This window comes from Mesorhizobium sp. M1227 (genome assembly GCF_040318315.1).
In the GTDB taxonomy this organism is placed as follows: domain Bacteria; phylum Pseudomonadota; class Alphaproteobacteria; order Rhizobiales; family Rhizobiaceae; genus Mesorhizobium.
Window position 1 is genome coordinate 67,893 of the sequence record NZ_JAMYLZ010000029.1, and the last position, 13,932, is coordinate 81,824.

Consider the following 13,932-nt stretch of genomic DNA (forward strand, 5'->3'; position numbering starts at 1 on the left):
CGTCCAAAAACCACTGATGGACTTTTGGGCGGCGTGCATCAGCGATAGCCCTCCTTCACCAATGCCGAGACGCGCTCCACATTGTCCTTGTCGACGACCGTCGGACCGGTCAGGAAGTAATTACCTTCGATCAGGCCGTATTTCAGGTAGTGGGTCAGGAGCAGCACAGGCATGTAGCCGCGCCAGAACTGCTGCTGGTCGATGGTGAACGCCTGCCGGCCATCCTTTATCGCATCGAGCGATTGCGCGACGATGTCGTAGCCGGTGAGCACCAGGTCGTCCCGGCCGCTATCTGCCTTGGCGGAGAGGAAACCGTCGATCACGTCGCATGTGCTCGTGGCCGCGGCCGTATCGGGGTGCACGCGCAGGTAATTTGACAGCGCTTCCGCCTGCTGGCCCGGATCCATGGTCAGTTCGAGGAAGTCGGCCTCGATGCCGGCCTTCTTGAGCTCATCGATCTGCGACGTCGCCCTAAGCTGGCAGCTCGCGTCGCCCGGCTGTTGATTGGCGACCACGACGCGGCCCTTGACGCCCATTGAGACCAGTCGCTGCGCCGTCAACTTGCCCGCCGCCGCTTCATCAGATCCGGTGCGGAACAGGAAGAAATCGTTGGGATCGCGCACTTGCGAGCCGGACGGCGGCGCGGCGGCGCTGCCGAAGGCAATGCCGGCTTCCTTGGCGCGCGCGGCGACATCGGCATAGGACGAATCCTCGGCGAAGGCGCAGATGGCGATGCCGTTGGCCTGGGCGGCGATCGCCTCCTCGATCTTCTGCACCTGGTTTGGAATGGTAAGCTGATCCGGGAAAATATAGGTGACCTTCACGCCGAGGTTTTTGCCGGCCTCCTCGGCGCCGCGTGCCAGATAGCCATGAAAGCCCGTCGGTGCGGCACAGCCGACAAAGTAGATCGAGATATCCTTGTCCTGCGCCATGGCCGCTGCGCCGAAGACCGGCAGCAAGGCCACCGCCGAAATGGCGACAACCCGGCTGACGTGGAAGCCAATTTTCGATAGCCCATTTTTCATGCTCATGCCGATTTCCCCTATGCTTGTTGTTAAGGTCGACCCAAGCGACTTGCGCATCTGGAAGCTAATCGGCAGCCGGTTCGTCAAACAGACCCATTTCGTATCGATTGACGGGAACCATTCGTGCCGAAACCTCGCCGGCAAACATTGGTCAAGCGCGCACCATCGGCGGCCGCACCGACACAATCCGACTGTTTGAATGTGTGGCGGCGGCTATCTGGACTTGATGACGCTGTCGGTATTGGCCAGCAGCTTGCGCACCGCATTGCGCGCCGCGTCCGGCCGCTGCAGGCGGATGCTCTTCTCGATTGCCTCATGCAGCCTCTGCGCATGCTGCAAATCGTCGAGTTCCCGCGTGGTATAAGCAAATAGATGATCGAATGCCGATTCGATCAGCACGCCGAGCGGCACCAGCAGATCGTTGCCCGAGGCGCGCAGGATGGCGAGATGAAAACGCGTGTCGGCGCGCGTCCGCTCCTGCAGGTTGGTCGCCTCACCCATCTCGCGGCAGGCCTGGCTGATCTCGGCCATCTGCTCGTCGGTGCGCCGCATGGCGGCAAAAGCGCTGGCCTCCGGCTCGATGATGTGGCGGAACTCCTGCACGGTCCTGAGGAACACCTCGCGGTCCGGCGAGGTCGCGTACCAGGCCAGCACGTCGCGATCGAGCAGGTTCCAGCGCTCCTTCGGCTCGACCCAGCTGCCGATTTTGGGACGTGACGACAGCAGGCTCTTGGCCATCAGCATTTTTATGGCCTCGCGCACCGCCGAGCGGCTGACGTCGAAAGTCTCCGACCATTTGGCTTCGTTGGGCAGGATGGTTCCCGGCGGATAGTCGCCGCGCACGATCCTCAGCCCGATTTCGTTGGCGAGCGAGGCATGCACGCTCGAGCCCGGTATGCGCGCCGCATCGGCCCGGCGGATACCGCTCGTGCGTTCGGCGAACGCTTCGGCCGCTGTCTTTCCCTTATCCGGCTTCGTGTCCCGCATGGCTCCACAAAGTCCGGATTTGGAGGCGTGTCAAGGAGATGAAATCGACGGCAATATCTCAGCTTGATTTTCCGTATCCGTCGCCTCGCCGACACCGCGCTTTGCCGAGCCTTCACGCCGGAGAGGCCCGAACGGCCTCTCTTTGTCCCGACTGAATTCCTCGATCAGGAAATCAAGGAAGACGCGGATTTTCGGGGCGAGATGCTGCCGCGCCGGATAGACCGCGTAGAGCGTGGTTTCGACCTTGTCCCAGTCATCCAGAGCCGATTGCAGCCGGCCTGCTTTCAGGTCGCTCTCGACATAGGGATAGGGGATCAGGCTGACGCCGAAGCCGGCACGCAACGCATCGCGCACGGCAAGGCTTGAAGAAACCGAGTATCGTCCGTCGATGGCGATCCGCTCGGTGCGGCCGTCCTTGCGGAATTCCCATATGTCCGCATGCCCCGAGAGGCTGAACCGGATGCAATTGGCCGCCTTCAAATCGGCAGGCATTTTGGGCCGGCCATACTTCTCGAAATAGGACGGAGCTGCGCAAAGCACGTGCGGCATGACCGCAAGCTTTCTGGCGACCAGGCTGGAATCCTCGAGATTGTCGCTGCCGCGAATGGCAAGGTCAAATCCCTCCCGCACGATATCGACGCGCCTGTCGTCAAGGTGCAGATCGAGCTTCAAATCGGGATAGCGCGATAGAAACGCGGGGATGGCAGCCGAAAGCCGCGTCAACGTGACAGTCATCGGCGCGCTGACCCGCAACGTGCCGCTCGGCGCCGTCTTGATCGGGCCGAGCACCTGGTCGGCCCTGGCCAGCGCATCGAGCCCCTGCGTGACATGCTCCAGGTAGATCCTGCCCTCTTCGGTCAGCGCCATGCGCCGCGTTGTCCGGTTGATGAGCCGCACCCCCAAGATGCGCCTCCAGCTCGGCGATGTTCTTGCTGATAGCGGGAGGCGAGAGACCGAGCCGCCGTCCGGCTTCGGCAAAGCTGTTCAGTTCCGCCACCTGGCGGAAAACCTGCAACGCCGTCAGGCGATCCATCGCACCATTCTCTTCCAGTAAATAATGTCTTGCAATTGTTGCATATTATCGCTCCTTGGTAAATTCTCTATCTGCTTCCCGAACGACTTTCTCAGTTTCGGAATGACATGATGACCAACCGCGCAATTTTCCTTATCGAGCGCCGCATGTCGGCCAATCGGTTCGAGGCCTCGCACGAATTGACGGACGCCGAGATCGAGGAGCTGGCACGTCTCGCAACGCGCGCGCCAAGCGCCTACAACCTTCAGAATTGGCGGTTCATCGCGGTGCGGACGCCGGAAGCAAAGGCACGGTTGCGCAGCCTCGCCCATGGCCAGGCCAAGGTGCAGGAGGCAGCCGTCACCTTCATCATCTGCGGCGTACTGCCCGACCACGCTGCCCTCAATGCCAGGCTGCGTCCTTTCGTCGAAGCCGGCTTCATGCCGGCGGATATGGCTTCGGGGTGGCGGGAGGGCGCCCGCGCCCAATATGCCGATCCTCTAGCGGCCCGCGACGAAGCGGTGCGCTCGGCAACGCTTGGCGCGGCAACGCTGATCTTCGCGGCCGAAGCGCTGGGGCTGGTCTCCGGTCCGATGGCAGGCTTCGATGCCGACGGCGTGGCGCGCGAGTTTGGCCTTGCGCGGAATGAAGTGCCGGTGATGCTCATCGCGGTCGGCCGCGCCGCGCCCGGAAACTGGCCGCAAAAGCCGCGCCGCCCTCTTGCCGAAGTTCTGGAAATCTTATGAAAACGCACCGTTCCGATCTGCTGCTTACAGCCATCGCACCCGCAATATGGGGCAGCACCTATATCGTCACCACGCAGTTCCTGCCGAACTTCTCGCCGATGACGGTCGCAATGCTGCGAGCCCTGCCCGCCGGATTGCTGCTGCTAGCGATCGTCCGGCAACTGCCGACGGGCGTCTGGTGGCTGCGCAGTTTCGTCCTCGGAGCCCTCAACATCTCGATCTTCCTGAGCATGTTGTTTGTCGCCGCCTACCGGCTTCCGGGCGGGGTCGCGGCGACCGTGCTGTCGGTCCAGCCATTGATTGTGATTTTCCTTGCCGCTGCCCTGCTTGCCAGCCCTGTCCGCCGGTTGGCGATTGTCGCCGCCCTTGTCGGGATCGCCGGCGTTGCATTGCTGGTGCTGACCCCGAACGCGACGCTCGATGCGGTCGGCGTTGCCGCCGGCCTCGCCGGGGCGGCCTCAATGGCCTTCGGAAGCGTGTTGAGCCGCAAGTGGCAGCCGCCAGCATCGCTGCTCGCCTTTACGGCATGGCAACTGACTGCCGGTGGTCTCCTTCTCGTTCCGGTGGTCCTGCTTTTCGAACCACCCCCGCTCCCGACCGCGGCCAACCTGCTTGGACTGGTGTGGCTCGGCCTGATCGGTGCGGCGCTGACCTATGTCCTCTGGTTCCGGGGCATTGCGCGACTCGAATCTTCGGTGGTCTCATCGCTGCTTTTCCTCAGCCCGGTGACCGCCGTGCTGCTCGGATGGGTATTCCTGGATCAGACACTGACCTTGCCTCAAATCGCCGGCGTCGTTGTCGTCATCGGCAGCATCTGGCTGGCTCAACGGCCCAATCGGAACGAGGCTTGAGCCCTTGGCCGCCGACTTGTGTCGGCGGATTGTTCGGCACTATGGTCAAGCGGGAGGATCTGCCGATGCCACAACGCCCTTATGATGAGCGCCTGCTCCGTCAGGCGTTCGAAGTCGCGCGCAGGGCCCGCGATGCCGGCGAACATCCCTTTGGTTCGCTGCTCGCCGACAAAGACGGCAATGTGTTGCGCGAGCAGCCCAACGCTTACAAAGCCGGCGGCGGCGACCGCACCGCTCATGCCGAAAGGCTGCTGGCCTCGTGGGCGGGGATGAATGTCAGTCTCGAAAAGCTGGCCTCCTGCACCCTCTACACGTCGGCCGAACCTTGCGCGATGTGCTCCGGCACAATCTATTGGGCGGGCATCGGACGGGTCGTCTTTGGGCAGAGCGAACATGACCTCAAGCGGGTGACGGGTGCACATGTCGAGAATCCCACGCTCGACCTGCCCTGCAGGATCATCTTCGAAGCCGGGCAGCGTTCGACTGAAGTCGTCGGCCCGCTGCTTGCCGATGAAGCGGCGCAACTCCAGGCCGAATTCTGGAACGACAAGTAGGGTCAGGACTCGTTGATTCAGAGGCAGAGGTGAGTGCCGACGTGGACAACGACCTGAAGCAATCCAGGAAAAGTGTGAAACGATTTTCCGCCCGGAATTGCCTCAAATCAAAAAATATAGATCGGTTCGGCGTTTCCGTGAACGACAAAACAGTTTCTAATTCAAAGGCCGGTGAGCAATTTCTTAAGTAGAGCATTAAGAGTTTCCTGCTCCGCCGACGTCAGCACGGAGATTAATTGCTCTTCCAGCGCCACCATTGGACCGATCAAATCGTCTATCGCGCGCTTGCCGCCGGTCGTCAGCGCAATTTGCTTGCCGCGCCGGTCGGCGGGATCGGGGCGTCGTTCAACCAGCCCAGCGCGCTCCAGCCGGTCCAGGCGGCTGGTCATGCCGCCCGAGGAGATCATTGCCGATTCGTAGAGCTGAGTAGGTGAAAGCATATAGGGTTCACCGGCGCGCCTAAGCGGCGTGAGCACATCGAACTCACCTACATTCAGGCCTGCTTCTTTGAGCAACGGGTTCATGTGATCGCGGATGACCCGTGCGGCGGCATCAAGCAGACGACCTACCGTTTCAACAGGTAACGACGGAAGATCGGGGCGCTCGCGGGCCCATTGCTTAGCTGCGGCCTCGGCGCGATCCATGGCAAATATTCCCTCGGCAAAATGTATCTTGCAATCAAGATACATTGCATCTACTTACATTGCAGCAAGACAATAGCGCAGCGCGCAGCCCTGGAGAAAGCGAAATCGATGCCCAAAATGATTTTCGTGAACCTGCCTGTCCGTGACCTGTCGGCCTCGACGGCGTTCTACGTGGCGCTAGGCGGCACCGTGAACCCGCAGTTTTCGGGCGAGAAATCCACCTCGCTCATGTTTTCGGACACGATCGGGGTGATGCTGCTGACCCATGACCACTATCGCGAATTCACCACGCGCCCAATCGGCGACGCACGGCGCGACAGCCAGGCAATGATCGTCCTCACTGTCGATAACCGCGACGCCGTCGATGCAACACTGACCAGCGCGGTCGCGGCGGGCGGTCGCGCCGATCCCAACCCGGCACAGGATCTTGGCTTCATGTATAACCGCCACATTGAAGATCCGGATGGCTACGTCTGGGAAATCGTATGGATGAACCCGACGGCGAACGCCTGAACGAGGGTGTGGGCGCATCGGTCGTAGCGGGTGTGAGCCTGGAGTCGTGACGAGCAATTCGGGGCTGGCCCAGTGCCGGTTCCGCGTCAGCTGCCTCCGTCAGGTCGTCTTGACGTATTTCCGCCAGCTGTGCTCCGGCCGAAAGCCGAGCATGTCCCGTGCCTTGCGGTTGGAGAGCAGCGTCTCGTATTCGCCAAGTTCCCCCTTGACCGGCACATCGGGATAAAACCGCTTCAGCAGTTCGGCTGTCGGCAGATCGGACGAGGTCTCGTCGTTGGCCGCGTTGAACACCTGATAGCCGAGCCCGTCCTTTTCGATGGCGCGCAGCGTGATCTGGCCGAGATCGCGCGCGTCGATATAGCTCCAGGCGATGCGCCTGCGGAAACCTGGATCGGCGAACCATTTCGGAAACAGCGAATATTCATGCGGCTCGATGACGTTGCCGATGCGCAAGGCATAGATGTCGAAGCCGCTGCGCAGCGCAAAGGCGCGCGCCGTCTTCTCGTTGACGACCTTGGACAGGGCGTAGCTGTCCATCGGATCGACGTCGTACGCCTCGTCGAGCGGGAAATGCGTCGGGTTGCGCGGCTCGTTGGCGAATACCAGCCCGTAGGTCGTCTCACTGGAAGCGATCACCACCTTGCGGATGCCGAGCTTCACCGCGGCCTCGATGACGTTGTAGGTGCCGAGCGCGTTGATGCGGAACACCTCATTGTCGGGCGTGATCATGATCCGCGGGATCGCCGCGAAATGCACCACGGCATCGACCGGCTGCGAGCGCAGCGACGGGTCGAATTCATGCAGGCCGATATAGCTCGACAGCGCATTGAACACCTGCCCGCTGTCGGTGATGTCGGTGATCAGCGTGCGCACCTTGGGATTGTCGAGCGGCTTGGTGTCGATGTTGAGCACCTGGCACCCCTGCTCGACCAGATACTGCACGACATGGCGCCCGGCCTTGCCGCTGCCGCCGGTGAACATGATCCGCTTTGTCATTTTGCTCTCCCTGGAATTCATGTGTATTGTCAGACAATATCGAACTCTGCAATCGCCTGCCATGGCATGCGGCAAAAACCCGCTTCAACAATTCGCCGGCAAGCTGCATCGCCGTCATCCATCATTGCAAAATAGGACGAAACGACATGAACACGACCGCCGCGAGCGAAAAGATCGGCTTCATCGGGCTTGGCCTGATGGGGCACGGGATAGCGAAGAACATCGTCGACAAGGGCTATCCGCTGACGTTTCTCGGCCGCAAGAACCGCAAGCCGGCGGAAGACCTGCTCGGCCGCGGCGCCAGGGAATCGGCGACCTCGCGCGACGTCGCAGCGGCATCGACGGTTGTCTTCATTTGCGTCACCGGCTCGCGCGAGGTCGAAGCCATCATCCGCGGCCCAGGCGGTCTCAAGGAAGGCCTGAAGCCGGGATCGGTTGTCGTTGATTGCTCGACCTCGGATCCTGTCTCGACGGTGGCGCTGGCCGCCGAACTCAAGGCGCTCGGCGTCGATTATGTCGATGCCCCGCTCAGCCGCACGCCGAAGGAAGCCTGGGAAGGCACGCTCGACGCCATGGTCGGCGCGCCCGATGCGGTCTTTGCCCGGCTGAAGCCGGTGCTCGAAACCTGGGCCGGGCGTATCGTCCATATCGGCGACACCGGTGACGGCCATCGCATGAAGCTGCTCAACAATTTCATCTCGCTCGGCTACGCCGCGATCTATTCCGAGGCGCTGGCGCTGGCGCAGAAGGTCGGCATCTCGCCGCCGCTCTTCGATAGCGTCATCCGCAACGGCCGCATGGATTGCGGCTTCTACCAGACCTTCATGCGCTGGACGCTGGAAGGCGACCGCGACGCGCACAAATTCACCATCGCCAATGCCTTCAAGGATCTCACCTATCTCGAGTCCATGGCGGGTGCTGCCGGCATCGCCAACCCGCTCGGCAACGCCACCAAGAACGCCTTCGCCGGCGCCTTCGCGGCCGGCCCCGCCGACCAGTATGTGCCGATGCTGGCCACGCATATCGGCAAAGTCAACGGTGTTGACCTGATGCCGACCAGGGATGGCAAGAAGCAGACGATCTGAGAACGTTGGGATTAACGCCTGGGAGTGTCGCAACTGCAAACGTTCGCTGCCGACCAGCTACATCCGCCAATCTCCAACGCTGGCGATTAGCAAATGACACCACACCTTCGTCATCCCAGGGCGGAGCAGGAGCGAAGCGACGTCGCGCACACCCTGGGATCCATGCCGTGACATCAGCCGAAGAATGCAGCGGCTCAGAACGGCGCTTGTATCCGCCATTGCGCTCGTCGCCCTTCCACCATGACCGCGAGCCAGAAGCTGCGGAAGCGCTGGCTCCGCCAATGGAAGACCGAATTGATCGAGACGACCAGTCCCAGAGTGCTTCGAGCTTTTTCGCAGGACCGGGTGGCAGCGTTTGGTTCTGGTCTGCTGGAGCACTGCCGCAAGGTAACGGCATGGATCCCAGGGTCTGCGCCGCGTCACTTCGCTCCTTGCTCCGCCCAGGGATGACGAAGGGAGGGTTTCGGCTAATCTCCTAAATTTGCGATTTGCGACTAACGGGAATGATCGACCTTCGTTGCTGGTTGACCCGACTTACACGCAGTTGGCCGAGAAACGATCGAATCAGCGCCGAAACCGGCCGATAACGTCGGTATTGGCGAGAAATCTGTGCACCAAAGCACGCGCACTTCCGATCGGAAGAAGCCAAAAACAAAAAACCGCCTCGGTGGGCGGGTCGTTGGAGCCAATTAGCACCATACCAAAATTAGTAGCATAGCTGCCGGCACAAAGCAAGAACAAAATACACCGCGGTCGCACAAAAATGCGATTTCGTTCACCGCCGCGAGCTTGCGCTCAAAGACGATCGCCAAGATCGCGTTCCTTCGCGGCTGGCCCCGCCGATCAGTATGTGTCTATGCTTGCGGCACATATCGGCAAGTCAACGGTGTCGACATCATGCCGGCCAAGGATGGGAAAAAAGCAGACGATCTAAGCGCATGGGCAATACGCACGGCGCACTATTTTCAATCAACGCCAGCGCTGCCCCTCATCGCCCTGCCGGGCACTTCTCCCCGTATAGTGACGGGGAGAAGGACGCTTTCGCTGACGATTTCGCTAACTATTTCCATTGCAAGAGAATGTGCCAAGATCGCGGCCAGCCCCTTCTCCCCGTCACTATACGGGGAGAAGGTGGCGGCAGCCGGATGAGGGGCGGCGCCGGACTTTGCGGTATAAATCACCGCCGCGACCGGCCGATGACATCGTCGGTGTTGGCAAGAAGCCTGTGCACCGCGGCGCGGGCTGCGGCGGGCCGCTGCAGGCGGATGTTCTTCTCGATCGCCTCGTGCAGTGCCTGCGCCCGCCGCTGATCGCTGGTCTCGCGGGTGACGAACTGGAACAAATGGTCGAGCGCCGATTCGATCAGCACGCCGAGCGGCACCAGCAGATCGTTGCCCGAGGCCCGCAGGATGGCGAGATGAAAACGCGTGTCGGCGCGGGTGCGCTCCTGCAGGTTGGTCGCCTCGCCCATCTCGCGGCAAGCCTGGCTGATCTCGGCCATCTGCTCGTCGGTGCGCCGCATGGCGGCAAAAGCGCTGGCCTCCGGCTCGATGATGTGGCGGAATTCCTGCACGGTCCTGAGGAACACCTCGCGGTCCGGCGAGGTCGCATACCAGGCCAGCACGTCGCGATCGAGCAGGTTCCAGCGCTCCTTCGGCTCGACCCAGCTGCCGATCTTCGGGCGCGAGGCAAGCAGGCTCTTGGCCATCAGCATCTTGATGGCTTCGCGCACCGCCGAGCGGCTGACGTCGAAGGTCTCGGACCATTTGGCCTCATTGGGCAGGATGGTTCCCGGCGGATAATCGCCGCGCACGATCCTCAGCCCGATTTCGTTGGCGAGCGAGGCGTGCACACTCGAGCCGGGAAAGTGTGCGGCATCGGCACGCCGAACGACGGCTGGCCGCCCAGGCTCTGCCTTGAATTTGGCGGGTCGCTTTTTTGATGTCGCGTCCGGCATTGGTATTCCCCGGCAACTGCTTGTCGAAAGCCTGAACTCAGGGCACGGCAAAGCAGCGGCCTACGCTCCAAAGCAGCGTCGCCTCGTGCGTTTTGTATGGACAGTGCGAACGGGGCGCCCGTCGAAGGGCGCCCCGAAATTGCCGACCTACTTTTGGATGCAGGTGTCGACGGTGTCCTTGGTGCATTCGTCGAGGCCGGTGAACACCGGATCGGCGACCGGCTTGCCGTCGACCAGGTCGATCATCACCGAGGGCGCCTTGTAGCCCATCTCGAACGGCCGCTGGCCAACCAGCGCGGTCACCAGCCCGTCACGGGCAATCGCCACCTCGTCGCCGATCGTGTCGGCGGCGCCGATGACGAAGGCGTTGCTGGCGATCTTGTCGGCCATCGGCTTGAACAGGTCGCGGTAGGGCTGCGGAGCGCCGAACAGCGGCCAGCCGCCCATGATGCCGAAGGCGTCGAGATCGGGATTGGCGGCGAGGATGTCGGTCATCGCCTGCACGCCCTTGGCGCCGTCGTCATTGGTGAACACCGGGCAGCCCGCAACTTCCGTCCAGCCGCCTTCGCCCGCCAGCGCCGCGAGGCCGTCCTTGCCCGAAAGCGCGTCACGCATGCCCTGCGCGCGGCGCAGGATGTTGTCGGCCGCCGGATTGCCTTCGATGGTGCAGATCTTGCCGCCATTCGGCTTGGCCTTCTTGATGTATTCGCCGATCTTGTGACCCATCAGGTAATTGTCGGTGCCGAGATAGGTCTTGCGCAGCGCCGCATCTTCCTTGCTGAGGTCGGCGTCGAGGGTCATGATCGGGATCGACGGATTGGCGCTTTTGATCGTCTGCGCGATCAATGGCGCGTTCGACGGCGAAATCGCCATCGCCACCGTGTCGGGCTTGCTCAGCATGTCCTGGACGATCTGGGCTTCACCGGCCTCATCCGAGGTCGACGCCGGTCCGGTGTAGAAGCACTCATATTCCGAGCTGGCGTTTTCCTTGTTCCATTTCTCGCAACCCTGGTGGATGGCCTCGAAGAATGGATTGTCGAGACCCTTCACGACGATGACGAGCTGTTTCTTGGCCATGGCTGGCCCGGCACCCAGCGCCATGACGGCGGCGGCAGCGAGCAATAGTGATTTCCTCATGTCAGTCCTCCCTTTGAAACAAACGGACACGGCGTGCCCGCCACACACAGATCGACCCGGAGCAAGATGACAGAGGACGTCGCACTCGTGTCGCCAAGCCAGGTCGATAAGCATTTTCATATTCAGTCTCAGACCGGCACCGACAGATATCGCTGGTTACCAGATCCCTGACCGACAAACCCTCACCGATTCCTTCCCGCAACCCGGTGGCTCGGCGCAAGCTCCTCCGACACTTAGCTAATATCGCCTTGTCACCGACGTCAATGCTATTTGTCCTACAAAACTGATTTTTCGAAAGAAGCCGTGGTTGACGCCAAGGAGGCTTATGCGTAAATGGGCAAAATCGCTGCTTCCGGGAGGAACTGGGGAGAGCGAATGGCCGCGGCAGAACCGCAGGCCGCAAAGCACGGGGAGGCAAGAAGGCTGGTGGCGGTTCTCGAACTCACCAACATCTCGAAGCATTTTGGCGCCATCCAGGCGGTCAACGACGTTTCGTTGTCGATCGAGGCCGGACAGGTTGTCGGCCTGATGGGCGACAACGGCGCCGGCAAGTCGACGCTGGTCAAGATGATCGCCGGCAATTTCCCGCCGAGCCATGGCACGATGCAGATGGACGGCAAGGAGCTGATCCTGCACAAGCCGGTCGAGGCGCGCCAGCACGGCATCGAAATCGTCCATCAGGACCTGGCACTGTGCAACAATCTGACGGCCGCCGCCAACGTCTATCTCGGCCGTGAATTGCGCCGCGGCCTCGGGCCGCTTCGCATCCTCGACTATGCCGCGATGTACAAGCGCGCCGGCCAGATCTTCGCCGAGCTGAAATCCGAAACGCGCCCGCGCGACCTGGTCAAACAAATGTCGGGCGGCCAGCGGCAAGCGGTGGCGATCGCCCGCACCATGCTTTCGCAGGCCAAGATCGTGCTGATGGACGAGCCGACCGCGGCGATCTCGGTGCGCCAGGTCGCCGAGGTGCTGAACCTGATCCGCCATTTGCGCGACCAGGGCATCGCCGTCGTGCTGATCAGCCACCGCATGCCCGACGTCTTTGACGTCGCCGACCGCGTCATCGTCATGCGGCGCGGCCGCAAGGTCGCCGACAAGACGATCGCATCGAGTTCGCCGGAAGAAGTCACCGGGCTCATCACCGGCGCCATCGAACAGGTATGATTGACGCCTCAACCATGAGTAAAAAAGGTCGATAATGGCAGTCACCCTTGATCAGACGATCGCGCACAAGCAGCACACCTTGCTGAGCAAGGTGTTTGCCAGCCAGACCTTCTGGGTGGTGATCGCGGTCATCCTCGCCTGCCTGTTCCTGTCGGTGGCCACGGATTCCTTCGCCACGACCAAGAACCTCTACAACATCACCCGCAACGTTACCTTCGTCGCCATCGTGGCGCTCGGCATGACCTTCGTCATCATCACCGGCGGTATCGACCTGTCGGTCGGCTCGGTGCTTTGCCTGTGCTCGATGGTGCTGGCCGTCACCATGCATGCCGGCTACGGCATCGAGATCGGCATTGGCGCTGCGATCGCCACAGCGCTGATCATCGGCGCCTTCAACGGGGTTCTGATCGCCTATCTCGGCTTTCCGCCTTTCGTGGTGACGCTCGGCATGCTGTCGATCGCACGCAGCCTAGCCATGGTCGCCTCCAACAACACCGTCGTCTTCCAGTTCGGACCGGATCACGACAAACTGCTGGCGCTGGGCGGCGGCGCCTGGGTGTTCGGCATCGCCAATCCGGTGCTTTACATGATCGTGCTGGCGTTGATCACCGGCTTTGTGCTGCGCTGGACGAAATTCGGCCGGCACATCTTCGCCATCGGCGGCAACGAGCATGCGGCAACGCTGACCGGCGTTCCGGTGCGCCAGATCAAGGTCGTCGTCTACATGATCTCGGCAATGGCGGCTGGCCTTGCCGGCATCATCCAGACCGGCTGGCTGGGCGCGGTCACCACCAATCTCGGCAACGGCATGGAGCTTCAGGTGATCGCCGCCACCGTCATCGGTGGCGCCAACCTGGCCGGCGGCATGGGCACGGCCTTCGGTGCGGTCGTTGGCGCGGCGCTGATCGAGGTCATCCGCAACAGCCTCGGCCTGCTCGGCATCAATGCCTTCTGGCAAGGCGTGTTCATCGGCGGCGCCATCCTACTGGCGGTCCTGTTCGACCGCATCCGCAATTTCAGGCGCAACGACTGACGTTCAAGCGCAGCCTCCCCCTTCTCCCCTTGTGGGAGAAGGTGTCGCCAAAGGCGACGGATGAGGGGTGCTCCAGTTTGGCATCACCTCATTTCTTCCAGCACCCCCCAACCGTCTCGGCGCTAGAGCCTTTCACGTTTTGATGGAAGCGTAGCCGGCGTTTGCGAAGTAGTTGTTGCATTCGGTTGCCTCGATCGTTTCAACGAGGTGGCCGATGTGGCGCCA

Annotated in this window: 14 protein-coding genes and 1 pseudogene; 7 read left to right on the forward strand and 8 right to left on the reverse strand. The window is 61.8% G+C overall.

Annotation, left to right across the window (positions count from 1 at the left end; genetic code table 11):
- Positions 1 to 38 precede the first annotated feature (38 nt).
- The 4 genes and pseudogenes from NKH28_RS25955 to NKH28_RS25970 all read right to left on the reverse strand — a co-directional run.
- Positions 39 to 1,031, reverse strand: a complete 993-nt coding sequence (locus NKH28_RS25955; protein ID WP_352542459.1) for a substrate-binding domain-containing protein — start codon at positions 1,029 to 1,031, stop codon at positions 39 to 41.
- A 207-nt stretch (positions 1,032 to 1,238) separates the two neighbouring features.
- Entirely contained in the window at positions 1,239 to 2,012 is a 774-nt protein-coding gene (locus NKH28_RS25960) for a FadR/GntR family transcriptional regulator (protein ID WP_352980730.1), read from the reverse strand.
- A 30-nt stretch (positions 2,013 to 2,042) separates the two neighbouring features.
- Positions 2,043 to 2,879, reverse strand: coding sequence for a substrate binding domain-containing protein (locus NKH28_RS25965; RefSeq protein ID WP_352980731.1), 837 nt, complete (start codon positions 2,877 to 2,879; stop codon positions 2,043 to 2,045).
- Positions 2,880 to 2,970: 91 nt separating this feature from the next.
- Positions 2,971 to 3,045: pseudogene (locus NKH28_RS25970) on the reverse strand (hypothetical protein); the annotation flags it as partial.
- Positions 3,046 to 3,155: 110 nt separating this feature from the next.
- Here NKH28_RS25970 and NKH28_RS25975 point away from each other — a divergent pair.
- From NKH28_RS25975 to NKH28_RS25985, 3 genes are all read left to right on the forward strand, one after another.
- Positions 3,156 to 3,770 (forward strand): nitroreductase family protein, encoded by a 615-nt coding sequence (locus NKH28_RS25975; RefSeq protein ID WP_352980732.1) that lies wholly within the window; start codon positions 3,156 to 3,158, stop codon positions 3,768 to 3,770.
- On the forward strand, positions 3,767 to 4,621 hold the full coding sequence (locus NKH28_RS25980; protein WP_352980733.1) for an EamA family transporter: 855 nt from the start codon (positions 3,767 to 3,769) through the stop codon (positions 4,619 to 4,621). The genes NKH28_RS25975 and NKH28_RS25980 overlap by 4 nt, the downstream gene beginning before the upstream one ends.
- A 65-nt stretch (positions 4,622 to 4,686) precedes the next feature.
- Positions 4,687 to 5,175: a nucleoside deaminase gene (locus NKH28_RS25985; protein ID WP_352980734.1), complete on the forward strand. Its 489-nt coding sequence runs from the start codon at positions 4,687 to 4,689 to the stop codon at positions 5,173 to 5,175.
- Between the two features lie 161 nt (positions 5,176 to 5,336).
- Here the strand turns inward: NKH28_RS25985 and NKH28_RS25990 are convergent, their stop codons facing one another.
- Positions 5,337 to 5,819 carry a MarR family winged helix-turn-helix transcriptional regulator gene (locus NKH28_RS25990; protein ID WP_352456260.1) on the reverse strand — a complete coding sequence of 161 codons (483 nt, stop codon included), beginning with the start codon at positions 5,817 to 5,819 and terminating at the stop codon, positions 5,337 to 5,339.
- Between the two features lie 108 nt (positions 5,820 to 5,927).
- Here NKH28_RS25990 and NKH28_RS25995 point away from each other — a divergent pair, with 108 nt between their 5' ends.
- Complete coding sequence (locus NKH28_RS25995; protein WP_352687485.1) at positions 5,928 to 6,332, forward strand: VOC family protein; 405 nt, start codon at positions 5,928 to 5,930, stop codon at positions 6,330 to 6,332.
- Between the two features lie 99 nt (positions 6,333 to 6,431).
- Here NKH28_RS25995 and NKH28_RS26000 read toward each other — a convergent pair whose 3' ends face one another.
- Positions 6,432 to 7,328 (reverse strand): NAD-dependent epimerase/dehydratase family protein, encoded by an 897-nt coding sequence (locus NKH28_RS26000; protein WP_352980735.1) that lies wholly within the window; start codon positions 7,326 to 7,328, stop codon positions 6,432 to 6,434.
- 146 nt (positions 7,329 to 7,474) lie between these two features.
- On the opposite strand from NKH28_RS26000, the gene NKH28_RS26005 reads away from it, so the two are divergent.
- A complete protein-coding gene (locus NKH28_RS26005) occupies positions 7,475 to 8,413 on the forward strand; it encodes an NAD(P)-dependent oxidoreductase (protein WP_352980736.1) in 939 nt (312 codons plus the stop codon).
- 1,177 nt (positions 8,414 to 9,590) lie between these two features.
- Here NKH28_RS26005 and NKH28_RS26010 read toward each other — a convergent pair.
- Both NKH28_RS26010 and NKH28_RS26015 read right to left on the reverse strand, forming a co-directional pair.
- Positions 9,591 to 10,370: a FadR/GntR family transcriptional regulator gene (locus NKH28_RS26010; RefSeq protein WP_023675806.1), complete on the reverse strand. Its 780-nt coding sequence runs from the start codon at positions 10,368 to 10,370 to the stop codon at positions 9,591 to 9,593.
- A gap of 147 nt (positions 10,371 to 10,517) precedes the next feature.
- The gene (locus NKH28_RS26015; RefSeq protein WP_023675805.1) at positions 10,518 to 11,507 is read right to left on the reverse strand and encodes a sugar-binding protein; all 990 of its coding nucleotides are present in this window, start codon (positions 11,505 to 11,507) and stop codon (positions 10,518 to 10,520) included.
- A 426-nt stretch (positions 11,508 to 11,933) separates the two neighbouring features.
- Here NKH28_RS26015 and NKH28_RS26020 point away from each other — a divergent pair, with 426 nt between their 5' ends.
- Positions 11,934 to 12,674: an ATP-binding cassette domain-containing protein gene (locus NKH28_RS26020; RefSeq protein ID WP_023675804.1), complete on the forward strand. Its 741-nt coding sequence runs from the start codon at positions 11,934 to 11,936 to the stop codon at positions 12,672 to 12,674.
- A 34-nt stretch (positions 12,675 to 12,708) separates the two neighbouring features.
- The gene (locus NKH28_RS26025) at positions 12,709 to 13,707 is read left to right on the forward strand and encodes an ABC transporter permease (protein WP_352453761.1); all 999 of its coding nucleotides are present in this window, start codon (positions 12,709 to 12,711) and stop codon (positions 13,705 to 13,707) included.
- Positions 13,708 to 13,932 lie beyond the last annotated feature (225 nt).

What these genes read in the sequence shown, in the direction of transcription:
- NKH28_RS26015 (WP_023675805.1), bottom strand. Translation starts at nt 11,507, where the DNA reads ATGAGGAAATCACTATTGCTCGCTGCCGCCGCCGTCATGGCGCTGGGT.
- NKH28_RS25975 (WP_352980732.1), top strand. Translation starts at nt 3,156, where the DNA reads ATGACCAACCGCGCAATTTTCCTTATCGAGCGCCGCATGTCGGCCAAT.
- NKH28_RS26010 (WP_023675806.1), bottom strand. Translation starts at nt 10,370, where the DNA reads ATGCCGGACGCGACATCAAAAAAGCGACCCGCCAAATTCAAGGCAGAG.
- NKH28_RS26005 (WP_352980736.1), top strand. Translation starts at nt 7,475, where the DNA reads ATGAACACGACCGCCGCGAGCGAAAAGATCGGCTTCATCGGGCTTGGC.
- NKH28_RS25985 (WP_352980734.1), top strand. Translation starts at nt 4,687, where the DNA reads ATGCCACAACGCCCTTATGATGAGCGCCTGCTCCGTCAGGCGTTCGAA.
- NKH28_RS25990 (WP_352456260.1), bottom strand. Translation starts at nt 5,819, where the DNA reads ATGGATCGCGCCGAGGCCGCAGCTAAGCAATGGGCCCGCGAGCGCCCC.
- NKH28_RS25955 (WP_352542459.1), bottom strand. Translation starts at nt 1,031, where the DNA reads ATGAGCATGAAAAATGGGCTATCGAAAATTGGCTTCCACGTCAGCCGG.
- NKH28_RS25980 (WP_352980733.1), top strand. Translation starts at nt 3,767, where the DNA reads ATGAAAACGCACCGTTCCGATCTGCTGCTTACAGCCATCGCACCCGCA.
- NKH28_RS25965 (WP_352980731.1), bottom strand. Translation starts at nt 2,879, where the DNA reads ATGGCGCTGACCGAAGAGGGCAGGATCTACCTGGAGCATGTCACGCAG.
- NKH28_RS25995 (WP_352687485.1), top strand. Translation starts at nt 5,928, where the DNA reads ATGCCCAAAATGATTTTCGTGAACCTGCCTGTCCGTGACCTGTCGGCC.
- NKH28_RS26000 (WP_352980735.1), bottom strand. Translation starts at nt 7,328, where the DNA reads ATGACAAAGCGGATCATGTTCACCGGCGGCAGCGGCAAGGCCGGGCGC.
- NKH28_RS26025 (WP_352453761.1), top strand. Translation starts at nt 12,709, where the DNA reads ATGGCAGTCACCCTTGATCAGACGATCGCGCACAAGCAGCACACCTTG.
- NKH28_RS25960 (WP_352980730.1), bottom strand. Translation starts at nt 2,012, where the DNA reads ATGCGGGACACGAAGCCGGATAAGGGAAAGACAGCGGCCGAAGCGTTC.